The organism is Burkholderia sp. F1, from assembly GCF_050813845.1.
Classification (GTDB): domain Bacteria; phylum Pseudomonadota; class Gammaproteobacteria; order Burkholderiales; family Burkholderiaceae; genus Burkholderia; species Burkholderia ubonensis.
The window spans coordinates 3509178-3533971 of sequence record NZ_CP172421.1; the positions used below are offsets into that span (position 1 = coordinate 3509178).

General features: G+C 67.1%; 20 protein-coding genes. 2 read left to right on the forward strand and 18 right to left on the reverse strand.

The genetic code is table 11. From position 1 onward, the window contains the following. Positions 1 to 23: 23 nt before the first annotated feature. The 16 genes from ACFIMZ_RS16550 to ACFIMZ_RS16625 form a co-directional block, all read right to left on the reverse strand. Positions 24 to 2459: a 3-hydroxyacyl-CoA dehydrogenase/enoyl-CoA hydratase family protein gene (locus ACFIMZ_RS16550; RefSeq protein WP_431820446.1), complete on the reverse strand. Its 2436-nt coding sequence runs from the start codon at positions 2457 to 2459 to the stop codon at positions 24 to 26. Between the two features lie 114 nt (positions 2460 to 2573). Continuing rightward, positions 2574 to 4361, reverse strand: a complete 1788-nt coding sequence (locus ACFIMZ_RS16555) for an acyl-CoA dehydrogenase C-terminal domain-containing protein (RefSeq protein ID WP_431820447.1) — start codon at positions 4359 to 4361, stop codon at positions 2574 to 2576. A gap of 57 nt (positions 4362 to 4418) precedes the next feature. After that, complete coding sequence (locus tag ACFIMZ_RS16560; RefSeq protein WP_431820448.1) at positions 4419 to 5018, reverse strand: TetR/AcrR family transcriptional regulator; 600 nt, start codon at positions 5016 to 5018, stop codon at positions 4419 to 4421. Between the two features lie 187 nt (positions 5019 to 5205). Then, on the reverse strand, positions 5206 to 6480 hold the full coding sequence (clsB, locus tag ACFIMZ_RS16565) for a cardiolipin synthase ClsB (protein ID WP_431820449.1): 1275 nt from the start codon (positions 6478 to 6480) through the stop codon (positions 5206 to 5208). Beyond that, a complete protein-coding gene (gene nudB, locus ACFIMZ_RS16570) occupies positions 6477 to 6953 on the reverse strand; it encodes a dihydroneopterin triphosphate diphosphatase (RefSeq protein WP_431820450.1) in 477 nt (158 codons plus the stop codon). Before nudB ends, clsB begins: the two co-directional genes overlap by 4 nt. A gap of 156 nt (positions 6954 to 7109) precedes the next feature. Then, positions 7110 to 8912, reverse strand: coding sequence for an aspartate--tRNA ligase (gene aspS / locus ACFIMZ_RS16575; protein ID WP_431820451.1), 1803 nt, complete (start codon positions 8910 to 8912; stop codon positions 7110 to 7112). A gap of 61 nt (positions 8913 to 8973) precedes the next feature. Further along, positions 8974 to 9624, reverse strand: coding sequence for a DUF502 domain-containing protein (locus ACFIMZ_RS16580; protein WP_010090712.1), 651 nt, complete (start codon positions 9622 to 9624; stop codon positions 8974 to 8976). Between the two features lie 61 nt (positions 9625 to 9685). Further along, the gene (locus ACFIMZ_RS16585; protein WP_431820452.1) at positions 9686 to 10018 is read right to left on the reverse strand and encodes an FmdB family zinc ribbon protein; all 333 of its coding nucleotides are present in this window, start codon (positions 10016 to 10018) and stop codon (positions 9686 to 9688) included. A 107-nt stretch (positions 10019 to 10125) separates the two neighbouring features. Then, positions 10126 to 10761: a methyltransferase domain-containing protein gene (locus tag ACFIMZ_RS16590; protein ID WP_431820453.1), complete on the reverse strand. Its 636-nt coding sequence runs from the start codon at positions 10759 to 10761 to the stop codon at positions 10126 to 10128. A gap of 21 nt (positions 10762 to 10782) precedes the next feature. Then, positions 10783 to 12360 carry a ubiquinone biosynthesis regulatory protein kinase UbiB gene (ubiB, locus tag ACFIMZ_RS16595; protein WP_431820454.1) on the reverse strand — a complete coding sequence of 526 codons (1578 nt, stop codon included), beginning with the start codon at positions 12358 to 12360 and terminating at the stop codon, positions 10783 to 10785. Positions 12361 to 12372: 12 nt separating this feature from the next. Next, on the reverse strand, positions 12373 to 12999 hold the full coding sequence (locus ACFIMZ_RS16600; protein WP_059612112.1) for a ubiquinone biosynthesis accessory factor UbiJ: 627 nt from the start codon (positions 12997 to 12999) through the stop codon (positions 12373 to 12375). Between the two features lie 137 nt (positions 13000 to 13136). After that, positions 13137 to 14141: a Tim44 domain-containing protein gene (locus tag ACFIMZ_RS16605; protein WP_431820455.1), complete on the reverse strand. Its 1005-nt coding sequence runs from the start codon at positions 14139 to 14141 to the stop codon at positions 13137 to 13139. 41 nt (positions 14142 to 14182) lie between these two features. Next, positions 14183 to 14914, reverse strand: a complete 732-nt coding sequence (gene ubiE / locus ACFIMZ_RS16610) for a bifunctional demethylmenaquinone methyltransferase/2-methoxy-6-polyprenyl-1,4-benzoquinol methylase UbiE (RefSeq protein ID WP_431822518.1) — start codon at positions 14912 to 14914, stop codon at positions 14183 to 14185. 52 nt (positions 14915 to 14966) lie between these two features. Beyond that, complete coding sequence (locus ACFIMZ_RS16615) at positions 14967 to 15380, reverse strand: gamma-butyrobetaine hydroxylase-like domain-containing protein (RefSeq protein WP_431820456.1); 414 nt, start codon at positions 15378 to 15380, stop codon at positions 14967 to 14969. Further along, positions 15377 to 15820, reverse strand: coding sequence for an HIT family protein (locus tag ACFIMZ_RS16620; RefSeq protein WP_431820457.1), 444 nt, complete (start codon positions 15818 to 15820; stop codon positions 15377 to 15379). Before ACFIMZ_RS16620 ends, ACFIMZ_RS16615 begins: the two co-directional genes overlap by 4 nt. 36 nt (positions 15821 to 15856) lie before the next feature. Further along, complete coding sequence (locus tag ACFIMZ_RS16625) at positions 15857 to 19876, reverse strand: DUF3683 domain-containing protein (protein WP_431820458.1); 4020 nt, start codon at positions 19874 to 19876, stop codon at positions 15857 to 15859. Positions 19877 to 20376: 500 nt separating this feature from the next. Between ACFIMZ_RS16625 and ilvA the strand changes: the two genes are divergently transcribed. Continuing rightward, positions 20377 to 21900 carry a threonine ammonia-lyase, biosynthetic gene (ilvA, locus tag ACFIMZ_RS16630; RefSeq protein WP_431820459.1) on the forward strand — a complete coding sequence of 508 codons (1524 nt, stop codon included), beginning with the start codon at positions 20377 to 20379 and terminating at the stop codon, positions 21898 to 21900. Between the two features lie 11 nt (positions 21901 to 21911). Next, on the forward strand, positions 21912 to 22736 hold the full coding sequence (gene queF, locus ACFIMZ_RS16635; RefSeq protein ID WP_431820460.1) for an NADPH-dependent 7-cyano-7-deazaguanine reductase QueF: 825 nt from the start codon (positions 21912 to 21914) through the stop codon (positions 22734 to 22736). A gap of 107 nt (positions 22737 to 22843) precedes the next feature. On the opposite strand, the gene ACFIMZ_RS16640 is transcribed toward queF, so the two are convergent. Both ACFIMZ_RS16640 and ACFIMZ_RS16645 read right to left on the reverse strand, forming a co-directional pair. Then, the gene (locus ACFIMZ_RS16640; RefSeq protein WP_006751946.1) at positions 22844 to 23230 is read right to left on the reverse strand and encodes a RidA family protein; all 387 of its coding nucleotides are present in this window, start codon (positions 23228 to 23230) and stop codon (positions 22844 to 22846) included. A gap of 81 nt (positions 23231 to 23311) precedes the next feature. Further along, positions 23312 to 24793, reverse strand: coding sequence for an N-acyl-D-amino-acid deacylase family protein (locus ACFIMZ_RS16645; RefSeq protein WP_431820461.1), 1482 nt, complete (start codon positions 24791 to 24793; stop codon positions 23312 to 23314). Position 24794 lies beyond the last annotated feature (1 nt).

Consider the following 24794-nt stretch of genomic DNA (forward strand, 5'->3'; position numbering starts at 1 on the left):
AGACTCCTTGCCTTGTCGCTCGCTCAGTTGCGCACCGGCTTGCCGGTCTGCAACATGCCCATGATCCGTTCCTGCGTCTTCTGCGTGCCGAGCAGCTCGACGAACGCGCGGCGTTCCAGCGCCAGCAGCCATTCCTCGTCGACGAGGCTGCCCGCCTCGACGTCGCCGCCGCACACCGCTTCCGCGATGCGGCTCGCGATCAGGTAGTCGTGGTCGCTGATGAAGCGGCCGTCGCGCATGTTGACGAGCGATGCCTTGATCGTCGCGATCGCCGAACGCCCCGCGACCGGCACGTCCTTCGCCTTCAGCGGCGCGCGGTAGCCGGTGTCGGCAAGCGCGCGCGCTTCCTTCTTCGCGGTGTCGAGCAGTTCGAACACGTTGAACACGATCGTGTCGGACGGCTTCACGTAGCCCATCGCGCGTGCGTCGTGCGCGGAGGCCGACACCTTCGCCATCGCCGCGTTCTCGAACGACTTCGTGACGAACTTCAGGATGTCCGTGGTCGCGTTCGCGGCCGTTGCCGCGTCCGCCGCGCGCAGCGCCGCTTCCTTCAGCCCGCCGCCTGCCGGCACGAGGCCGACGCCCACTTCGACGAGGCCGATGTAGCTCTCGACGTGCACGACGCGCTTCGCGCTGTGCAGCATCAGCTCGCACCCGCCGCCGAGCGCGATGCCCGACACGGCCGCGACGACCGGCACGTTCGCGTACTTCACGCGCATCATCCCGTCCTGGAACTTCTTCACGAACGGCTCGATGCCCTTCGCACCGCCCATCATGAACGCCGGCATCGCCTCTTCGAGGTTCGCGCCCGCCGAGAACGGGCCGCCCGGCGCGCCGAGCTTCAGCGACGTCGGCTGCCAGATCACGACGCCCTTGTAGTCCTTCTCCGCGAGCTCGATCGCCTGCACGAGGCCGTCGATCACGCTCGGGCCGATCGTGTTCATCTTCGACTTGAACGACACGATCACGACGTCGTCCTCGCCCGCGCGGTCATCGACCCATGCGCGCACCGAGTCGGTCTCGAACAGCGTCTTGCCGTAGGTCTTCGGGTCGGCGCCCGCTTCGCCCAGCAGCGGCGCGCGGAACACCTGCTTGTTGTAGACGGCGAGGTCCGAACGCGGCACGAAGCGCTTCGACGCCGGCGCCCACGAGCCTTCGGCCGTGTGCACGCCGCCCTTCTCGGCGACCGGGCCTTCGAGCACCCACGACGGCAGCGGCGCGTTCGCGAGCGCCTTGCCCGCGGCGATGTCTTCCTGCACCCACTCGGCGACCTGCTTCCAGCCGGCGGCCTGCCAGCCTTCGAACGGGCCTTCGTTCCAGCCGAAGCCCCAGCGGATCGCGAGATCGACGTCGCGCGCGTTGTCGGCGATCGACTCCAGATGCACGCCGATGTAGTGGAACACGTCGCGGAAGATCGACCACAGGAACTGCGCGTGCGGATGGTCCGTCTCGCGCAGCAGCTTCAGGCGCTCGGCCGGCGGACGCTTCAGGATGCGGGCGACGGTCTCGTCGGCCTTCGCGCCCGAATCGACGTAGGTGCCGGTCTTCGCGTCGAGCACCTTGATCGCCTTGCCTTCCTTCTTGTAGAAACCGCCGCCCGTCTTCTGGCCGAGCGCGCCCTGCTTCACCAGCTCGGCGAGCACGGCAGGCGTCTGGTAGACCGGGAAGAACGGATCGTCGGCGAGGTTGTCCTGCATCGTCTTGATCACGTGCGCCATCGTGTCGAGGCCGACCACGTCCGCGGTGCGGAACGTCGCCGACTTCGCGCGGCCGAGGCGGCTGCCGGTCAGGTCGTCGACTTCGTCGAAGCGCAGGCCGAACTTCGCGGCCTCGGTGATCACCGCGAGGATCGAGAAGATGCCGACGCGGTTCGCGATGAAGTTCGGCGTGTCCTTCGCGCGCACGACGCCCTTGCCGACGACGCTCGTCAGGAACGTCTCGAGCTGGTCGAGGATTTCCGGGCGCGTATGCGCGGTCGGGATCAGCTCGACGAGGTGCATGTAGCGCGGCGGGTTGAAGAAGTGCACGCCGCAGAAGCGCGCCTTCAGCTCGTCGGAGAAGCCTTCCGACAGCGTCGTGATCGACAGGCCCGACGTGTTGGTCGCGAAGATCGCGTTCGGCGCGAGGTGCGGCGCGACCTTCTTGTACAGGTCGTGCTTCCAGTCCATCCGCTCGGCGATCGCTTCGATCACGACGTCGCACTCGGCGAGCTTCGCGATGTCGTCCTCGTAGTTCGCGGCTTCGAGGTATTTCGCGTCGTCCTTCACGCCGAACGGCGCGGGCGACAGCTTCTTCAGGTTCTCGATCGCCTTCAGCGCGATCGCGTTCTTCGGGCCTTCCTTGGCCGGCAGGTCGAACAGCAGCACCGGCACGCGCGCGTTGACGAGGTGCGCGGCGATCTGCGCGCCCATCACGCCGGCGCCCAGCACGGCCACCTTGCGAATGATGAAATTGCTCACGGGATGTCTCCGGATAGTGTCGCGTAGCGCGGGATGGTGAGGGCTACGCAGCGTAGTGAGTACCTGGACCGTATCGTCCCGGGCGGAGCGCGGCGCGCCCCGCCCGATGCCGCATCAGAACAGCGACTCGTCGACTTCCATCATCGTCTTCGAGCCGGCGCGCGCGGCGCGGATCGTCGCGGCCGTTTCCGGCAGCAGGCGCGCGAAATAGAAGCGCGCCGTCGCGAGTTTCGACTTGTAGAACGGATCGCCCGACGCTTCGTTGTCGAGCGCGAGGCGCGCCATGCGGGCCCAGAAGTACGAGAACACGAGGTGGCCGACGGTGCGCAGGTACGGCACGGCGGCAGCGCCGACTTCGTCCGGGTTCTGCATCGCCTTCATGCCGATTTCCATCGTCAGCTTCTGCACCTTCTCGCCGATGTCCGCGAGCGGGTTGATGAACTCGGACATCTCCGGCTTCACGCCTTCCGCCTCGACGAAGTCGGACACGAGCTTGCCGAACTTCTTCAGCTTCGCGCCCATGTCGCCGAGCACCTTGCGGCCCAGCAGGTCGAGCGACTGGATCGAGTTCGTGCCTTCGTAGATCATGTTGATCCGCGCGTCGCGCACGTACTGCTCCATGCCCCACTCGGAGATGAAGCCGTGGCCGCCGTAGATCTGCATCGCGTGGTTCGTGCACTCGAACGCGTTGTCGGTCAGGAACGCCTTGATGATCGGCGTGAGCAGCGCGACGAGGTCGGCCGCTTCCTTGCGCACCGCTTCATCGCCGTGCGACAGCTCCTTGTCGATCTGCAGCGCCGACCAGTACGTGAACGCGCGCGCGCCTTCCGCGTAGGCCTTCTGCGTGAGCAGCATGCGGCGCACGTCCGGGTGGACGATGATCGGGTCGGCCGGCTTGTCCGGCGCCTTCGGGCCCGTCAGCGAGCGCATCTGCAGGCGCTCCTTCGCGTACGTCAGCGAGTTCTGGTACGCGACTTCCGTGAGGCCGAGGCCCTGCATGCCGACGCCGAGACGCGCGGCGTTCATCATCACGAACATCGCGTTGAGGCCCTTGTTCGGCTCGCCGACCATCCAGCCCTTCGCGTTGTCGAGGTTCATCACGCAGGTCGAGTTGCCGTGGATGCCCATCTTGTGCTCGATCGAGCCGCACTTGACGCCGTTGCGCTCGCCCGGCTCGCCCGCCGCATCGGGGATGAACTTCGGCACGATGAACAGCGAAATCCCCTTCGTGCCTTGCGGCGCGTCCGGCAGGCGCGCGAGCACGAGGTGGATGATGTTCTTCGACATGTCGTGCTCGCCGCTCGAGATGAAGATCTTCGTGCCGCTGATCGAGTACGAGCCGTCGCCGTTCGGTTCGGCCTTGGTGCGCAGGATGCCGAGGTCGGTGCCGCAGTGCGGCTCGGTCAGGCACATCGTGCCCGTCCATTCGCCCGACACGAGCTTCGGCAGGTAGCGCTGCTGCAGCTCCGGCGCGCCGTGCGCGTGCAGGCATTCGTAGGCGCCGTGCGACAGGCCCGGATACATCGTCCATGCCTGGTTCGCCGAGTTCAGCATTTCGTAGAGCGCGTTGTTCACGAACGCGGGCAGCCCCTGGCCGCCGTAGTCCGGATCGCAGCCGAGCGCCGGCCAGCCGGCCTCGACGTATTGCTGGTAGGCCTCCTTGAAGCCGGTCGGGGTCTTCACGACGCCGTCGCCGACGTACGTGCAGCCTTCACGATCGCCGACCTGGTTCAGCGGGAACAGCACCTCGGAGCAGAACTTGCCCGCTTCTTCGAGGACCTGGTTGATCGTGTCGGCATCGAGGTCCGCATGCTTGGGCATTTGCTTGACTTCGGCTTCGACGTTCAGAAGCTCGTGCAACACGAATTGCATGTCGCGCAGCGGCGCGGCGTACTGTCCCATGACTCTCTCCAAAGTAGGGCAATCGGCTCGAGCTTCTGGCGGGCGGATCACGCGCCGCTAACGGCTCTCGCTCTGATACGAAACAATCGTTTTTTCCAGCGCGGCCCACGTGAGGCGCACCGCGTCCGGCGAATGCAGGAAGCGTGCGTCGTGATGCAGGCCGAGCGTGAAGCTGTACAGCTCGAAGAGCATCAGGTCCGGATCGCCGTCCGGGCGCAGATGACCTTCGTCCTTCGCCTGCGAAATGGCGCGCAGCAGCGCGGCACGCCACGCCGTCACGCTCGCGATCAGTTGCTCGCGCACGGGGCTGTCCGGCCGGTCGTCGTACTCGACGGCTCCGCTGATGTAGATGCACCCGGTCGTCACCTCCTGGATGCGCTTCTCGATCCAGCGCGCCAGCATCGCCCGCAGACGCGGCAAACCGCGCGGCTCGCGCAGGCTCGGAAAGAACACCTCGTTCTCGAAACGATGGTGATACTCGCGCACGACTTCCACCTGCAAATCCTCGCGCGATCCGAAGTGCGCGAACACGCCGCTCTTGCTCATCTGCATGCGCTCGGCCAGCAGGCCGATCGTCAACCCCTCCAGCCCGTCACGGCTGGCGAGGTCCAATGCAGCTTCGAGTATCGCGGCACGCGTCTGTTCGCCTTTTCGCATAGCTATTTCTGTAACCGTTCGGGGGTTCGAATAAAATCGAACGGCCGTACTATTATTGAGTGCGACCGTCCGCGAAACAAGGAAATTATTAGAAACCGGTGTCTAACCGAGACGCTATTTTGCGCGATTCGGGCCGCCTTGGAAGCGGTTTTCCGCACGGGCGTGCAGAAATGATTTAAGCGGGCGCTTAGTCGTAGCCGCCGACCGTCAGCACCTTCATCGCGGCGCGGTAGGCCGTGTAGGCCAGCCAGTTCAGCACGCGCTCGCCGAGCGGGCGCCGAGCGTAGCGCGCCGGGTCGATCTCGCGGCCGTCGGCGAACGCCGCGGCGATCGCGTCGCGCAGCTCGTTCGTGACCGTATCGTGCCGCACCAGCACGACGTTGGCCTCATTGTTCAGCATCAGGCTCAGCGCGTCCAGATTCGACGAGCCAACCGTCGCCCAATTGTCGTCGATCACGGCCACCTTGCCGTGCAGCATCGTCTTGTCATACTCGGCAACGCGCACGCCGGCGCGCAGCAGCGCGTGGTAGAGAAACGGCACCGCGGTGTCGAGCGCCGCGAACTCGTTGCGGCCGAGCAGGATCCGCACGTCGACGCCGCGCCTTGCCGCACCCGTCAACGCGTGGCGCAGCTTGCGGCCCGGCATGAAATACGGATTCGCGAGCAAGATCTGCTGCCGCGCCTTACCGATCGCGGCGAGGTACGCCTTCTCGATCGTGCGGCGGTTCACGACGTTGTCGCGTGCGACGAACGCGACGCTCGGCTCGGTCACGATCCGCAGCGCCCCGGCCTTGATCCAGCGGTGGCTGCGCATCCAGCGGCGGAACATGTCCGGAAACGCGTCGCCGCCGGCGAGCCCCGCCGCGTATTGCGCATACGGCTTGTGGCCGAAGCGGATGCGGTGCCATTGCAGCTCGAACGCGGCGCGCACGTCGGACACGACGGGCCCCGTCATCTCGACGCTGAAATCCCAGCGCGGGTACGGGAGCGTCGCGCCGTTCTGCGCGTAGTCGTCGACGATGTTGATGCCGCCGCAGAGCGCGTGCTCGCGATCGACGACTGCGAGCTTGCGATGCGTGCGCGAGAAGCCGAAGCGGCCGAACAGGTAGCGGTTGTAGATGCAGTGCTCGACGCCCGCGGCCGCCCACGTCTCGAACAGCGGCAGGCGCGCGGTGCCGATGCCGTCGGTGATCACCCGCACGCGCACGCCGCGCTGCGCGGCGCGCATCAGCGCGTCGGACACGGGCCGTCCGGCCGCGTCGTCGCAAAAGATGTAGGTTTCGAGCATCACGTGCTCGCGTGCGGCATCGATCCGTTCGATCAATGCGCCGAAGAACGCTTCGCCGCCCCCGCACAGCCGGACCGTATTGCCGGACGTGAACGCAAGCCGCGACGCGGAGCCCCGCTCCTGCAGGAACATCTGCCGCAACTGCGCGAAGCGCTTGCGGGCATCCGCGTTCATGCGGCGCCGAGTGCCATGCGCGCGGGCAGTTGCAGGATCGCTTCCGCGTTCGACGGCGAGAAGCAGCGCGCTGCCGCCTCGAGATACGGCAGCCACGCATGATCGACGTGCTCGCGCGGCGCGAGCGTCACGTCGACGCGACGCGGCACGCATAGCCCGAACCAGTGTTCGGTATTGCGCGTGACGCCCGGCGCGTAGCGGTGCAGGTATTGCGGATAGATGCTGTATTCGATCCGGTGATGCCAGTCGACGAGCGCGCTCGCCGGCACCTCCTGCGAGCCGACCACGATGCCCGTTTCCTCGGCCACTTCGCGCGCGGCGGTAACGGCGAGCGGCTCGTCGTGCGCATCCTTCGACCCGGTGACCGACTGCCAGAAATCGGGCTGGTCGGCGCGCTTGATCACCAGTACGTCGAGGTCGGGCGTGTAGATCACGACGAGAACGGATTCGGGAATTTTCGGCGGCTTCGTCATGTTTGTTTCATACGGCGCGAGGCCGCGCGCCGGTTGGGCCGGGCAGCGCGGCGGGTGCTGCGACTGTACCGCAAAAAACGAAAAAGGCGCACCGTTGCGCCTTTTTCGTCGTGCGACGCGCGTGTCGCCACGCGCGCGTTCAGGGTCAAGCGTGCATTACGCCTTCGGCTGCTCCGGCTGACGCAGGCGGATGTGCAGCTCGCGCAGCTGGCGCTCGTCGACCGGGCTCGGCGCCTGCGTGAGCAGACACTGCGCGCGCTGGGTCTTCGGGAACGCGATCACGTCGCGGATCGAATCGGCGCCGGCCATCATCGTGACGATGCGGTCGAGACCGAACGCGATGCCGCCATGCGGCGGCGCGCCGTACTGGAGCGCGTCCAGCAGGAAGCCGAACTTCAGCTGCGCCTCTTCCGCGCCGATCTTCAGCGCGCGGAACACCTTGCTCTGCACTTCCTCGCGGTGGATACGCACCGAGCCGCCGCCGATTTCCCAGCCGTTCAGCACCATGTCGTATGCCTTCGCGAGGCAGCGGCCCGGGTCGGTCTCGAGGTACTCGAGATGCTCGTCCTTCGGGCTCGTGAACGGGTGGTGCGCGGCGACGTAGCGCGCATCTTCGTCGTCGTATTCGAACATCGGGAAGTCGACGACCCACAGCGGCTTCCAGCCCGCCTCGACGAGGCCGTTCGCCTTGCCGAATTCCGAGTGGCCGATCTTCAGGCGCAGCGCGCCGAGGCTGTCGTTGACGACCTTCGCGCGGTCGGCCGCGAAGAAGATGATGTCGCCGTCTTCCGCGCCGGTGCGCTCGAGGATCGCCGCGATCGACGCGTCGTGCAGGTTCTTGACGATCGGGCTCTGCAGGCCGTCACGGCCCTTCGCCTTCTCGTTGACCTTGATCCACGCGAGGCCCTTCGCACCGTAGATGCGCACGAACTCGGTGTAGCCGTCGATGTCGCCGCGCGACAGCTCGCTGCCCTTCGGCACGCGCAACGCCGCGACGCGGCCGTCCTTCGCATTGGCCGGCGTGCTGAACACCTTGAACTCGACGTCCTTCATCGCGTCGGTCAGCTCGGTGAACTCGAGCTTCACGCGCAGGTCCGGCTTGTCCGAGCCGAAGCGCGCCATCGCTTCCGAGTACGGCATGACCGGGAATTTCGCATCCAGCTCGACGTCGATCGTCGTCTTGAAGATGTGACGGATCATGTCCTCGAACAGGTCGCGGATTTCCTGCTCGCCGAGGAACGACGTCTCGCAGTCGATCTGCGTGAATTCCGGCTGACGGTCGGCGCGCAGGTCCTCGTCGCGGAAGCACTTGGTGATCTGGTAGTAGCGGTCGAAGTTCGCGACCATCAGCAGCTGCTTGAACAGCTGCGGCGACTGCGGCAGCGCGAAGAACTGGCCCGCGTTCACGCGCGACGGCACGAGGTAGTCACGCGCGCCTTCCGGCGTGCTCTTCGTCAGCATCGGCGTCTCGATGTCGATGAAGCCCTGCTCGTCGAGGTACTTGCGCGCCTCGATCGCGACGCGGTAGCGCAGGCGCAGGTTGTGCTGCATCTGCGGACGGCGCAGGTCGAGCACGCGGTGCGTGAGGCGCGTCGTTTCCGACAGGTTGTCGTCGTCGAGCTGGAACGGCGGCGTGACCGACGCGTTCAGCACGGTCAGCTCGTGGCACAGCACTTCGATCTTGCCGCTCTTCAGGCCCGCGTTGACCGTGCCTTCCGGACGGTTGCGCACGAGGCCCTTCACCTGGACGCAGAACTCGTTGCGCACGCCTTCGGCGGTCGCGAACATCTCCGCGCGGTCCGGATCGCACACGACCTGCACGAGGCCTTCACGATCGCGCAGGTCGATGAAGATCACACCGCCGTGGTCGCGGCGGCGCTGCACCCAGCCGCACAGCGACACGGTTTGGCCCAGCAGGTGTTCGGTCACGAGACCGCAGTATTCAGTTCGCATCGACATGATGTTTGCTTTCGTTCGGTTTGATCAACGGGCGCCGCAACGCGGCCCGGGCAATGATTCTTTACAGCGGCGGCTCGACGGGACGGCGGGCGGGCGCCGGGGCCGGCGCCGGGGGCGCCACCACGCCCATCGAGACGATGTACTTCAGCGCGGCATCGACCGACATGTCGAGTTCGATGACTTCGCTCTTCGGCAGCATCAGGAAGAAGCCCGACGTCGGGTTCGGCGTCGTCGGGATGTACACGCTCACGTACTCTTCCGTCAGATGATTGAGCACGTCGCCGCCGGGCGTGCCGGTCAGAAATGCGATCGTATACGACCCGCGGCGCGGATATTCGATCAGGAGCGCCTTGCGAAACGCATTGCCGCTGCTCGACAGCAGCGTGTCCGACACCTGCTTGACGCTCGTGTAGATCGGCCCGACGACCGGAATGTGGCGCACGACCGCATTCCACCACGTGACGAGCTTCTGGCCGATGAAGTTCTGCGTCGCGAGCCCGACGATGAAGATGAACGCGAGCGTCAGCACCGCGCCGATCCCCGGCACGCGGAAACCGAACATCCGCTCCGGCTGCCACGATTCCGGCAGCAGCAGCAGCGTCTGGTCCATCGTGCCGATGATGAGGCCGAGCACCCACAGCGTGATCGCGAGCGGGACGAGAACCAGCAGGCCGGTCAGAAACACCGATTTCAGGGTCGTCTTTTTCATCATCTGCCGTCAAATAGTCGCACCGGCGGCGCGGAATGGGCGCGGCCCGGCGGGGCCGCGACAGTCAACTGCCGGCCGCAGGCGTCGCAGCCGGCGCAGGCGCCGGCGCGGCGCTCGCCGCACTGTCCGAGCCGGACGCGGACGCAGGCGCGGCAGCTGCCGGCGCCGCATCGCCCGAACCGGACGACGCCGCCGGCGCGCTCGCGCCGCCCGAGCCGCCGCGGAAATCGGTGACATACCACCCCGAGCCCTTCAGCTGAAAGCCCGCAGCGGTCAGCTGCTTGCGAAACGCATCCTTCCCGCATTCGGGGCACTGCGACAGCGGCGCGTCGCTCATCTTCTGGAGCACGTCCTTCGCGAAACCGCACGCTTCGCATCGATAGGCGTAGATCGGCATGGTATTTTTTCCCGCAGAAACTGGAAACGGCTTGCAAAACCTTGAATTATAGCCGAAACCGTGGCTCGCCCCGGCAACGGCCGGACGCGCCCGGGTAAGCGCCGGCATCAGCGGCGGCGCCACGTGAGCCAGCGCTCGCGCCCTTCGAACACGGGCAGCGAATCGGCGACCGGCAGATCCTCGATCAGCTCGAAGTGCGGCCCGAGCAGCGCGTCGAGTTCCGCCCGGTCGATGCCGAACGGCGGCCCCTTCGGCGTCGCGCCGACAAAGAAGTAGCCGGCCAGCAGCCCGCCGGCCGGCAGCAGCGCGGCCATTTGCGCCGCGTAGTCGGCGCGCCGGTCGCGCGGCAGCGCGCACAGGAACGCACGCTCGTAGACCCATTGCACGTCGAACGGCGGCGCATACGCGAAAAAATCCGCCTGCTCGACGACGTCCGCGTGCGCGCCAAGCTGCGCCTTCGCGGCGGCAACCGCCTGCTCGGCGAAATCGATTGCCCTGACGGGCCATCCGGCCTGCGCGAGCCATCCCGCTTCCTGCGCGCTGCCGCACCCGGGAATCAGCACGGCGCACGGCGCGCGGTGGCTCGCAAACGCGCGAAAGCCGTCGGGCACGCCGCCGAATTCCCACGGCGTCACGCCGCGTGCGAAGCGCTCGTCCCAGAACGACGCGTCGCCCGGGTCGCGCGTCGAGAAATCCGCGGCGCGCGGCGCGGCGGGCGGGGTTTCGCGGGTCGGGTCGGACATCGGATGGCCTCCAGGCGGGTGTCAGGCGCTGTACGCGAGCGCGAGCAGCACCCGCGCGACGAGCGCGCCGACGCCCACGGCCAGCCCGAAGATCAGCAGCGCCTGCAGCAGCCGGTTGGTGCGCTTCTGCTCGACCAGGATCTGCCGCATCAGGTCTTCGCTCGCGGCGCGCGGCGCGTCGTGGCGCGCGGCCATCGCATGGTGGATCAGGCGCGGCAGCTGCGGCAGCGTCTTGCTCCATTGCGGCGCCTCGACCTTGAAGCGTTCGTACCAGCCGCGCAGGCCGATCTGCTCGGTCATCCAGCGCTCGAGATACGGCTTCGCGGTCTTCCACAGATCGAGTTCCGGATCGAGCGAGCGGCCGAGCCCCTCGACGTTCAGCATCGTCTTCTGCAGCAGCACGAGCTGCGGCTGGATCTCGACGTTGAAGCGGCGCGACGTCGAGAACAGGCGCATCAGCACCTGGCCGAGCGAGATGTCCTTCAGCGCGCGGTCGAAATACGGCTCGCACACCGCGCGGATCGCGCTTTCGAGCTCCTCGACGCGCGTGTCCGGCGGCACCCAGCCCGATTCGAGGTGAAGCGTCGCGACGCGGTGGTAGTCACGCTTGAAGAACGCGAGGAAATTCTGCGCGAGGTAGTTCTTGTCGAAATCGGACAGCGCGCCGACGATCCCGAAATCGAGCGCAACGTAGCGGCCGAAGGAGTTCGGGTCGAGGCTCACCTGGATGTTGCCGGGGTGCATGTCCGCGTGGAAGAAACCGTCGCGGAACACCTGCGTGAAGAAGATCTCGACGCCCTCGCGCGCGAGCTTCTTGATGTCGACGCCCGCCGTGCGCAACGTCTCGACCTGGCTGATCGGCACGCCGGACATGCGCTCCATCACGAGCACGGTCGACGTCGAGAAATCCCAGAACATTTCCGGCACGAGCAGCAGGTCGAGCCCCGCGAAATTGCGGCGCAGCTGGCTGCCGTTCGCCGCCTCGCGCATCAGGTCCAGCTCGTCGTGCAGGTACTTGTCGAATTCGGCGACGACCTCGCGCGGCTTCAGGCGCCGGCCGTCGGCCCACATGCGCTCGGTCCACGTCGCGATGTCGCGCATCAGCGCGAGGTCGGAATCGATGACGGGCAGCATGTTCGGGCGCAGCACCTTCACCGCGACCGCCTTGCCCGCGTGCACGCCCTGCTTGAGCTTCGCGAAATGCACCTGCGCGATCGACGCGCTCGCGACCGGCTCGCGCTCGAATTCGTCGAACAGCTCGTCGACCGGCGCGCCGAGCGACTTCTCGATGAGTCCGATCGCGACCGACGACTCGAACGGCGGCACCTGGTCCTGCAGCTTGGCAAGCTCGTTCGCGAAATCGACCGACAGCAGGTCGCGGCGCGTCGACAGCACCTGGCCGAATTTCACGAAGATCGGGCCGAGGCTTTCGAGCGCGCGGCGCAGCCGCACCGCCGGCGGATCGGAATAGCGACGGCCGATCGTCGTGATCCGCAGCAGCAGCTTCACGCGCCGGTCGTCGATCCGGGACAGCATCACCTCGTCGAGGCCGAAGCGGATGACGGTGTAGATAATCTTGATGAAACGGAAAATGCGCATGCCCGGCGGCCCTCAGTGCGCGCCGCGCGGGCTGCCGCCCGTGCGCGCGCCAATTTTTTGTTCGAGTCGCTCGACCCGCTTCTCGACCCGGGCGAGCGCGTCCCGCGCGCGCGCCAGTTCGGCGTCGAGGTCCGCGAGCGACGCACGCCGGACAACTTGCGGTTTCTCGTCGAGCCAATATTCGACGACAGAATCGAGCACGTTGCGGCCGGTGCGGCGCGCGCGCGCGCCGGCGTCGCGCACGACCGTCGCGATCCGGTGCGCCGCCGCGTCGCCGACCAGCTTCGCGAGATCTTCTTCCGGTTCCCAGCGCAGGTGCTCGGCCAGCTTCGCGATCTGCGTCGCGAACTCGGCGTCGCCCTCGATCTTCACGTGCTTCATCACGGCCGCCTGCCCGCCCTGCAGGAACGCGGCCACGGTGTCGCCGGCCAGCGCGATCGACACATCGACGTGCTGCGCGTCCTGCGCATCGACCGCGGACAGGTAGCCGTCGGGCTGCACCAGCAGCGTGAGCGTGACGGGCGGCACGTCGAAGCGGGCGGTCTTGCCCGCGTAGGGAATCAGGCGGTCACGCGCCCAGGATTCGCGCGCGAGCAGGTGATTGACAGCAGCAGCAAAAGGCTTGGCGGCAAAGGTCATCGGGCTGGGAAAGAAAAACCCGCGCGGACCGGACGTCCACGCGGGTTTCTATTGTAACGTCGGATCGGGCAAGACCCGTGTCCGACCGCAAGCCTGAGCGGCAAGCGGTCGCAGCGACGCGGGCCGCCCGCCGGCGCTCAGTGCGTGTTGAGCTGCTGGATGCCCGCGAGCAACCAGCCCTGGCTACCCGACTTCGTCAGGTTCCACACCTCGTCGAACGGCGCGGCCGGCGCGTTCGCCGCTTCGCGGATCAGGCCATGGAAGCGCACGCTCGCCGACTGCTCGATGCCGCGATCCTCGATCGCGACCAGCTCGGCGTCGAGCTGCACGACGTCGGTCTGGTTCGCTTCGTTGCCGCGCGAATCGAGGTCGATCTTGATCTCGGCGAACATCTCGGGCGTCGTGAACTCGCGGATGTCGGTCAGGTTGCCCTGGTCCCACGCGGCCTGCAGGCGCACGAAGTAGACCTTCGCGCTGCGCAGGAACGCTTCGGTGTCGAAGCCGGCCGGGACCTGGATCGGCGCCGCTGCAGCGCCTGCCGCCGCAGCGGCCGCGCCGCCGCCGAACACGCCCTGCGCTTCGTTCGCGTAGGTGCTGCCGTTGCCGGCCTGGAACGACGGACCTTGCGAATAGTTGCCCGATGCCGACGCCGAGCCGCCGACCGAGTACGCCGGCTCGTTCGAGCGGCGGCGATTCATGAACTTGCGGATCAGCCAGATGCCGATCGCCGCGAGCAGCGCGATCACGATCAGGTTCGACATCATGCTGGCGAACGCGCCGCCGAGGCCGAAGTGCGACAGCAGCGCCGCGATGCCGAGACCGGCCGCGAGGCCGGCGATCGGCCCGAGCCAGCGCGAGCGGTTGGGCTGCGCGGCGGGCGCGGGCGCGGCCGGGTTCGCGCGCTGCGCCTGCGACGGCGCGGCCTGCTGCATCGGCTGCTGCGCGGGCGGCGTCGCCTGGCGCTGCGTGACGGTGGAGTTCTGGCGGCCGATGCTGCGCCCGCCGCCCACGCGCCTGGCTTCAGCGTCGAGCGATGCGAACGTGCCGGCCGTGAGCAGGCCGACCATCAGCAGCGTGCCGACCCGTCGAGCCCATGGCTTCGACGGCTTGCTACGGTTGAACAACGAACGCGATTGGGACATCAGCATCTCCAGATGTAAGGCAAATGTATGGAAAGAACCCCTTAGTACTTGGTTCCCAGGTGCAAAGCTACCACGCCACCTGACAAATTGTAATATTTGACGGCATCGAGGCCCGCTTGTTCCATCATCGTCTTCAGCGTGTCCTGATCGGGATGCATCCGGATAGATTCAGCAAGATACCGGTAACTGTCGGCATCTTTCGCGAACTTGTCGCCAAGCCACGGTAATACTTTGAAAGAATACAGATCGTACGCCTTTTTCAGCGGCTCCCAGACTTTCGAGAATTCGAGCACCATCACACGGCCGCCCGGCTTCGCGACGCGGCGCATCTCGGCGAGCGCGGCATCCTTGTGCGTCATGTTGCGCAGCCCGAACGCGACCGTGACCACGTCGAAGTAGTTGTCCGGAAAGGGAATTTTCTCGGCGTCGCACAGGAGCGACGGCGTCACGACACCCTTGTCGAGCAGCCGGTCGCGACCGACCCGCAGCATCGATTCGTTGATGTCCGTGTGCCAGACCTCGCCGGTCGGCCCGGCGGCCTTCGCGAACACCTTGGTCAGGTCGCCCGTGCCGGCCGCGATGTCGAGCACCTTGTAGCCCGGGCGGACGTTCGCCTGCGCGATCGTGAACGCCTTCCATGCGCGGTGCATGCCCGCCGACATCAGGTCGTTCATCAGATCGTAGTTGCTCGCGACCGAATGGAACACGCCCGCCACTTTCTTCGCTTTATCGTTTTCCTCGACGCTTTCGAAGCCGAAGTGGGTTTTGCTCATCGCGTTGATCCTCAGTAAATGGCAAGACGGCGCCGAGAGCCGGCGCCGTCGTTCAGTGGCAGTGGCCGTGCGGCGTGCCCGCCGCCGGCATCGGGGCATCGCGATCGACGCCCGCCGCCTTAAGTTTGTCGAAATAGTCGCGCCAGAGCGCATCCTGCTGCGTCGCCAGCTGGTACAGCAAGTCCCACGAATAGATGCCGGTCGAATGGCCGTCGGAGAAGGTCGGCTGCAGCGCGTAGTTGCCGACGCCCTCGAGCGCGGTGATCGTCACTTCGCGCTTGCCGGTCTGCAGGGTCTCCTGGCCGGGCCCGTGGCCGCGCACCTCCGCCGACGGCGAATAGACGCGCATCAGCTCGAACGGGATCCGGTAGTTCTCGCCGGTCGAATACTGCAATTCGAGCACGCGCGACACCGCGTGCACGACGACGCCCGACGGAATCGGGGTCGTGGAAGTCAAACCGCTCATGGTTGCCTCGAATCGGTCACTCGTTGAATCTCCTCACGTACCGCATTGTGCAACAGCGTGGCCTGCGCGGCGCGCGTGCGCAGCAGCGCCTCGGACACGCTGCGCTGCCGCGGCGCCCAGACGGGCTGCGGGAAATGCGCGTCGTTCGAGAAACGCGGAATCACGTGCCAGTGCACGTGCGGCACCATGTTGCCGAGGCTCGCGAGGTTCACCTTGTTCGGCTGCATCACGCGCCGCACCGCGCGCTCGACCGCGCAGACGACGTCCATCACGCGGGCGCGGTCGGCGTCGCCGAGATCGGAGAACTCGGCCACGTGCGCACCCCAGATCACCCGGCAAAAGCCCGGGTAGTCGTGCTCGCCCGTCGCGAGGACGACGCGCAGCACGTCGTCCTGCCAGAGCACCTCGCCGCCGTCTTCACGGCAAAACACGCATTCCATCGTCGCTCTCCAGTCGTGCGGTCGTCATGCCCCGCATTAGACCAGCACGCGCTCGATCCCGCCATGGTTTGCGCGTGCGACGTAGTCGGCCATCCAGTTCTCGCCGAGCACCTGGCGCGCGATCTCGACGACGATGTAGTCGGCCTCGATGTTCGCGTCCTCGTTGTAGCGCGACAGGCCCTGCAGGCACGACGGGCAGCTCGTCAGGATCTTCACGTCCGCGCCGCCGTTCCCGGCCGGGGCGGGCGCGTCGCCGGCCACGACCGGGATGCTGCGCAGCTTCGCCGCGCCCTTGCGGATCTCCTCTTCCTTGCGGAAGCGGACCTGCGTCGACACGTCCGGGCGCGTGACCGCGAGCGTGCCCGACTCGCCGCAGCAGCGCTCGTTCTTCTCGATCCTGTAGCCGTCCTTGTCCGAGCCCATCAGCTCGTTGACGAGCTTGACCGGGTCCATCGTCTTGATCGGCGTGTGGCACGGGTCGTGATACATGTAGCGCGTGCCCTTCACGCCGTCGAGCTTCATCCCCTTCTCGAGCAGGAACTCGTGGATGTCGATGATCCGGCAGCCCGGGAAGATCTTGTCGAATTCATAGCCGGCGAGCTGGTCGTAGCAGGTGCCGCACGACACGACCACCGTCTTGATGTCGAGGTAGTTCAGCGTGTTCGCGACCCGGTGGAACAGCACGCGGTTGTCGGTGACGATCTTCTCGGCCTTGTCGTACTGCCCCGCGCCGCGCTGCGGATAGCCGCAGCACAGGTAGCCCGGCGGCAGCACGGTCTGCACGCCCGCTTCCCACAGCATCGCCTGCGTGGCCAGCCCGACCTGCGAGAACAGGCGCTCGGAGCCGCAGCCCGGGAAGTAGAACACCGCTTCCGAATCGACGGTCGTCGACTTCGGGTTGCGGATGATCGGCACGATCTTGTTGTCCTCGATGTCGAGCAGCGCGCGCGCCGTCTTCTTCGGCAGGTTGCCCGGCATCTTCTTGTTGACGAAGTGGATCACCTGCTCGACCACGGGCGGCTTGCCGGTCGTGGCGGGCGGATGCTGGGTCTGCTTCGTCACGACCTTCTTCAGCATGTCGTTCGCGAAGCGCTGCACCTTGTAGCCGGCGCCCATCATCACGCTGCGCGCGAGGTTGATCGTCTGCGGATTGGTCGCGTTCAGGAAGAACATGCCCGCCGCGCTGCCGGGATTGAACTTCTTCTTGCCCATCTTGCGCAACAGGTTGCGCATGTTCATCGTCACGTCGCCGAAGTCGATCTTCACCGGGCACGGCGTCGCGCACTTGTGGCACACCGTGCAGTGGTCGGCCACGTCGTTGAACTCGTCCCAGTGCTTGATCGACACGCCGCGGCGCGTCTGCTCCTCGTACAGGAACGCCTCGATCAGCAGCGACGTCGCGAGAATCTTGTTGCGCGGGCTGTACAGCAGGTTCGCGCGCGGCACGTGGGTCGCGCACACCGGCTTGCACTTGCCGCAGCGCAGGCAGTCCTTCACCGAATCGGCGATCGCGCCGATGTCGGACTGCTGCATGATCAGCGATTCGTAGCCCATCAGCCCGAAGCTCGGCGTGTATGCGTTGCGCAGGTCCGCGCCGTCGAGCAGCTTGCCCTTGTTGAAACGGCCGTTCGGATCGACGCGCTGCTTGTACGCGCGGAAATCGGCCATTTCGTCGTCGGTCAGGAACTCGAGCTTCGTGATGCCGATCCCGTGCTCGCCGGAGATCACGCCGTCGAGCGAGCGCGCGAGCGTCATGATGCGCGCGACCGCCGCGTGCGCGTCCTGCAGCATCTCGTAGTTGTCGGAGTTGACCGGCAGGTTGGTGTGCACGTTGCCGTCGCCCGCGTGCATGTGCAGCGCGACGAACACGCGGCCGCGCAGCACCTGCTTGTGGATCGCCTGCGCTTCGTCGAGGATCGGCTTGAACGCGCCGCCGTTGAAGATCGCGCGCAGCTCCGCGCGAATCTCCTGCTTCCACGAGATCCGCACCGTGCGGTCCTGCGTGATGTGGAACACGTTCACGCCCGGCTGCTGGTCGACGCGGTCCGCGAACTTCTCGGCGAGCGCCTCGTAGCCGAGCCCGACGAGATAGTGCTGCGCCTCGCGCAGCGGCATGTCGAGCTTGTCGCGCACGAATTCCCAACGGGCGCGCACGCGCTTGAGCAGCTCGAGCGCCTGCTGCACGCGGTCTTCCAGCAGCTCGGCGCTCGGGATCTCGTTCGCGTCGTCGGTCTTGCCGAGCGGCAGGTTGCCGTTCGTGAAGAACGCTTCCAGCGCATCGACGAGCTGCAGCTTGTTCTTCAGCGACAGCTCGATGTTGATGCGCTCGATGCCGTCGGTGTACTCGCCCATCCGGTTCAGCGGGATGACGACGTCCTCGTTGATCTTGAACGCGTTGGTGTGCTTCGCGATCGCGGCCGTGCGGCTGCGGTCGAGCCAGAAGCGCTTGCGGGCCTCCGCGCTCACCGCGACGAAGCCTTCGCCGCTCTTGCCGTTCGCCATCCGCACGACTTCGGATGTCGCGTGCGCGACCGCGTCCGCGTCGTCGCCGACGATGTCGCCGATCAGCACCATCTTCGGGAACGCGTTGCGCTTGCTCTTCGTCGCATAGCCGACCGCGCGCAGGTAGCGCTCGTCGAGATGCTCGAGGCCGGCGAGAATCGCGCCGCCCTGCTTCGACGTCTCGAACAGGTAGTCCTTGATCTCGACGATGCTCGGGATCGCCTCGCGCGCCTGGCCGAAGAATTCGAGGCAGACGGTGCGCGTGTGCGCGGGCATCTTGTGCAGCACCCAGCGCGCGGACGTGATCAGGCCGTCGCAGCCTTCCTTCTGCACGCCCGGCAGGCCGGCGAGGAACTTGTCGGTGACGTCCTTGCCGAGCCCTTCCTTGCGGAACCGGCGGCCCTCGATCTCGAGCATCTCGCTCTTCAGCAGCTTCTCGCCCGGCGCATACGCGCCGTCGAACCACTTCAGCTCGAAACGCGCGACCGGGATGTCGTGGATCTTGCCCTGGTTGTGTTCGTGGCGCGTGACTTCGAGCCAGTTGCCGTCCGGGTCGACCATCCGCCACCAGGCCAGGTTGTCGAGCGCGGTGCCCCACAGCACGGCCTTCTTGCCGCCCGCGTTCATCGCGACGTTGCCGCCGATGCAGGACGCGTCGAGCGAGGTCGGATCGACCGCGAACACGTAGCCGGCCGCCTCCGCCGCCTCGGTCACGCGGCGCGTGACGACGCCCGCGCCGGAGAAGATCGTCGGCACCTTGTGAGCGACGCCCGGCAGCTCGGTCAGCTCGACCGCGCCGAGCTGCTCCAGCTTTTCGGTGTTGATCACCGCCGAGAACGGCGTGAGCGGCACCGCGCCGCCCGTGTAGCCGGTGCCGCCGCCGCGCGGGATCACCGTCAGGCCGAGCTCGAAGCAGGCCTTGATGAGGCCCGCGATCTCCGCCTCGCTGTCCGGGGTCAGCACGACGAACGGGTACTCGACGCGCCAGTCGGTCGCGTCGGTCACGTGGGACACGCGCGACAGCCCGTCGAAGCGGATGTTGTCCTTCTGCGTGCAGCGGCCGAGCGCCTTGGTCGCACGGCGGCGCAGCTCGGCCATCTTGTCGAATTCGTCCGCGAACTCGTCGACCGCGCGCTGCGCGGCGGCCTCGAGCATCCCGACGCGCACCGCGCGCTCGCGGCCCGCGTCGTCCTGGTGTTCGGTCAGGTCGGCGCGGCGGCGCTTCTCGATCTCGCCGAGGCGGTGGTTCAGCGCCTCGATCAGCAGCGCGCGGCGCTTCGGGTTGTCGAGCAGGTCGTCCTGCAGGTACGGGTTGCGGCGCACGACCCAGATGTCGCCCAGCACCTCGTACAGCATCCGGGCCGAGCGGCCGGTGCGGCGCTCGGCGCGCAGCTCGTCGAGCACGGCCCAGGCTTCCTCGCCCAGCAGGCGGATCACGATCTCGCGGTCGGAGAACGAGGTGTAGTTGTACGGGATCTCGCGCAGACGGGGTGCGGGGTCGGCGGCGACGGCGGCGGCCGCGCCATGCGGATCGAAAACTTGTGGTGCGTTCATGTTCGGACGACTCGGAGGGCCGAAACACCGGGCAACGGGCGTCGGCAAGCGCGTGGGCGCAATCTTGGGGAAATCTGTTCTATTACCAGGCGCGACACGGCCTGGCGGCGCTCGGAGCCATCAGCACGATCGCGCGCGGCGCGCATGCCGTTCCGCCGCGGGGCTGGCTGCGCGCGGCGACGGCTTCAAAAGGGCGATCCGAGGGTGCCTCTGCATCTTCCGATCCTTGATTCAAAACGGAATTCTAACCCATGATCGGGCCTCGCGTGAGACCTCGGACCGGCCTTGGGGATATCGGCGGAAGGCCCGCCGGCCGTGGCCCGAAGCGGTTTCGGGCCGCCATTCGCCGTCCGGCCGGTCGGTAACCGGCCGGTTAAGCCCGCCGGAGCGTCGTCGCACCGCCGGAAACGTACGCGACGCAGATGCAATCCGTATGAAAACAGACCCCAGGCGCTATCATTGATCTTTTACGTCTGCATCCGCACCGCACGCGAGCGCCCATGGCATCCCACGATTATCTGAAGAAAATCCTCACCGCGCGCGTCTACGACGTCGCGATCGAGACAGAGCTCGAACCGGCCCGCAACCTGTCGGCCCGGCTGCGCAACCCCGTCTACCTGAAGCGCGAGGACAACCAGCCGGTGTTCTCGTTCAAGCTGCGCGGCGCGTACAACAAGATGGCGCACATTCCGGCCGATGCGCTCGCACGCGGCGTGATTACCGCGTCGGCGGGCAACCACGCGCAGGGCGTCGCGTTCTCGGCGGCCCGGATGGGCATCAAGGCCGTGATCGTCGTGCCGGTCACGACGCCGCAGGTGAAGGTCGACGCGGTGCGCGCGCACGGCGGCCCGTCGGTCGAGGTGATCCAGGCGGGCGAGTCGTACAGCGACGCGTACAAGCATGCGCTGAAGGTGCAGGAGGAGCGCTGCCTCACGTTCGTCCACCCGTTCGACGATCCTTACGTGATCGCCGGCCAGGGCACTATCGCAATGGAGATCCTGCGCCAGCACCAGGGCCCGATTCACGCGATCTTCGTGCCGATCGGCGGCGGCGGACTCGCCGCGGGCATCGTCGCCTACGTGAAGGCGGTGCGCCCGGAGATCAGGGTGATCGGCGTGCAGGCCGAGGATTCGTGCGCGATGGCCCAGTCGCTGAAGGCGGGCGAACGCATCGAGCTGGCCGAGGTCGGCCTGTTCGCGGACGGCACCGCGGTGAAGCTCGTCGGCGAGGAAACCTTCCGCCTCTGCAGCGAACACCTCGACGGCGTCCTGACGGTCAACACCGACGCGCTGTGCGCGGCGATCAAGGACGTGTTCCAGGACACGCGCAGCGTGCTCGAACCCTCCGGAGCGCTCGCGGTCGCGGGCGCAAAGCTCTATGCGGAGCGCGAAGGCATCGAGAACCAGACGCTCGTCGCGGTCACGTCCGGCGCGAACATGAACTTCGACCGGATGCGTTTCGTCGCGGAGCGCGCAGAAGTGGGCGAGGCGCGCGAGGCCGTGTTCGCGGTGACGATCCCCGAGGAGCGCGGCAGCTTCAGGCGCTTCTGCTCGCTGGTCGGCGAGCGCAACGTGACCGAGTTCAACTACCGGATCGCCGATGCGCAGGCCGCGCACATCTTCGTCGGCGTGCAGATCAAGCGCCGCGGCGAATCCTCGGAGATCGCCGCGAACTTCGAGTCGCACGGCTTCCAGACCGTCGACCTGACGCACGACGAGCTGTCGAAGGAGCACATCCGCTACATGGTCGGCGGCCGCTCGCCGCTCGCGCGCGACGAGCGCCTCTTCCGCTTCGTATTCCCGGAGCGCCCGGGCGCGCTGATGAAGTTCCTGTCGTCGATGGCGCCCGACTGGAACATCAGCCTGTTCCATTACCGCAACCAGGGCGCGGACTACAGCTCGATCCTCGTCGGCCTGCAGGTGCCGCAGGCCGACCGCGCGGAATTCGAGCGCTTCCTCGCGGCGCTCGGCTACCCGTACGTCGAAGAGAGCGGCAATCCGGCCTATCGCCTGTTCCTGTCCTGAGCGAGCCCATCATGAATCCCGAACACTCCCCGCTCGGCAAGGCAACCGTCTACGCAAACCAGTACGACGCGTCGCTGCTGTTCCCGATCCCGCGCGCCGGCGCGCGCGAGCAGATCGGCATCACGTCGGCGCTGCCGTTCTTCGGCACCGACATCTGGAACGCATACGAGCTGTCGTGGCTCAACGCGCGCGGCAAGCCGCAGGTCGCGGTCGCGACGTTCTACGTGCCGGCCGAATCGCCGAACATCGTCGAATCGAAGTCGTTCAAGCTGTATCTCGGCGCGTTCGCGCAGACGAAGTTCGATTCGATCGACGCGGTGCGCGACGCGCTGAAGCGCGACGTCTCGGCCGCGTGCGGCGCGAGCGTCGCCGTGCAGCTCGTGTCGCCGCACGACTTCGGCAAGCTCGAGATGGACGAGCTCGACGGGCTGTCGCTCGACCGGCTCGATCTCGACACCGACATCTATGAGCCCGATCCGTCGCTGCTCACCGCCGCGCACGACGAGGCGCCGGTCGAGGAAACGCTCGTGTCCGACCTGCTGAGGTCGAACTGCCCGGTCACGGGCCAGCCGGACTGGGGCAGCGTGCAGATCCACTACGTCGGGCCGCAGATCGACCATGCGGGCCTGCTGCGCTACATCATCTCGTTCCGCAATCACACGGGCTTTCACGAGCAGTGCGTCGAGCGGATCTTCCTCGACATCCTGCATGCGTGCAAACCGGTGAAGCTCGCGGTCTATGCGCGCTATACGCGGCGCGGCGGGCTCGACATCAACCCGTTCCGCACCAACTACAACCAGCCGATGCCGGACAACGCGCGGACTGCGCGGCAGTGACGCGGGCGGGCGGCCGCCGGCGCCCCGCAACACGACACCCCGACCGGCTTGCGCCGATCGGGGTGTTGTTTCATACGACAGATGCGCGTACGGCGTAACTTCGCGCGTTACTTCGCCGGCGCCTTGTACGCGATGCAGTCGACCTCGACCTTGCAGTCGATCACCATGCTCGACTGCACGCACGCGCGCGCCGGCGGATGCTCGCCGAAGTACGACACGAACACCTTGTTGAACGACGCGAAATCGCGTGCGTCGTCGAGCCACACGCCGCAGCGCACGACGTGCTCGAGGCCGTAGCCGGCTTCCTTCAGGATCGCGATCACGTTCTCGATCGTCTGCTTCGACTGCGTGACGATCCCGCCCTCGACCACTTCGCCGTTCACCATCGGCGTCTGGCCCGACACGTACAGCCAGCCGTCGGCCTCGACCGCACGCGCAAACGGCATCACCTGCCCGCCCGTCCCCTTCGCTTCGCCTACGCCATATCGCTTCATCGTTTCACTCCTGTTTCGGTTGCCAATGCGCGCGCCGGTCACGACGCGCGCCGAAAAAATTCGCAGAACACCGCGCAACGCTCAGAACGCCGCATCGGCGCTCGCCTGCGCCCGCGCGCCGCGCGCGACGAAGCCGCCCGCACGTTCGCCGGTCGGCTGGCCGTCGCGGTAGGTCAGCACGCCGTTGACCCACACCGCGTCGATGCCGTGCGCGGGCTGCTGCGGCTTGTCGAAGGTCGCCGCATCGATCACGCGGTCCGGATCGAACAGCACGAGATCCGCGTGATAGCCCACGTGCACCTCGCCGCGCCGCGCGAGGCCGAAGCGGCGCGCGGACAGCGACGTCATCTTGCGGATCGCCTCCTCGAGCGGCAGCAGGCCGGTGTCGCGCGCGTAATGCCCGAGCACGCGCGGGAACGCGCCCCACAGCCGCGGATGCGGCAGCGGATCGTTCGGCAGGCCGTCCGAGCCGACCATCGTCGCCGGATGCGACAGGATCCGGCGCACGTCGTCCTCGGACATGTTGTGGTACACGGCGCCCGCCGGCCGGATCCGCTGCGCGGCTTCCTGCTCGGTCACGCCCCAGTCGGCCGCGATCGCCTTCAGCAGCTTGCCCGCCACTTCCGGATGCGGCTCAGACCACGTGATCGTGATGTCGATGTCGCCCGTCACCTGCTTCAGGTCGAGCGTCGACGAGCTGCGGCTGTACGGATAGCAGTCGCAGCCGACCGGCTGGTAGCGGCGCGCGCCTTCGAGCGACGCGAGCACCTCGGTGCTGCGCCCCCAGTTCGACGGGCCCGCGCATTTCAGGTGCGAGATCACGACCGGCACCCGCGCGTGGCGGCCGACGCGATACGCCTCGTCCATCGCGTCGAGGATCGCGTCGAACTCGGTGCGCATGTGCGTCGTGTACAGCGCGCCCGCGTTCGCGAGCGGCTCGGCCAGCGCCATCACTTCCTCGGCCGGCGCCGCGAACGCGGAGCCGTACGCGAGCCCCGACGACAGCCCGAGCGCGCCGTGCGCGAGCGCCTCCTCGAGCTGCGCGCGCATGCCGGCGATTTCCGCATCGGTGGCCGCGCGGTCGAGGCGGTCCATCTGGTTGTTGCGCAGCGCGGTGTGGCCGACGAGCGCGGCGACGTTGACGGCCGGCCGCGCGTCGTTCACCGCCTCGACGTAGTCGGCGAAGGTCGGGTACTGGAACGCGCCGCGCTCGCCGAGCAGGTTCATCGGGTCGGGCGGATCGCCCGCGAGCGTCACCGGCGACGCGCTGATCCCGCAGTTGCCGACGATCACGGTCGTCACGCCCTGCGTGATCTTCGGCAGCATCTGCGGCGAGCGGATCACGTGCGTGTCGTCGTGCGTGTGCACGTCGACGAAGCCCGGCGCAAGCGCGCGGCCGTTCGCTTCGACGACCTCCTCGGCCAGCCAGTTCGACAGATTGCCGATCGCGACGATCACGCCGTTGCGGATCGCGACGTCGCGCTCGACGGGCGGCGCGCCGGTGCCGTCGTACAGCTGCGCGCCGACGATCAGCGTATCGGCGGCTTCGGGATGCGAATGCATG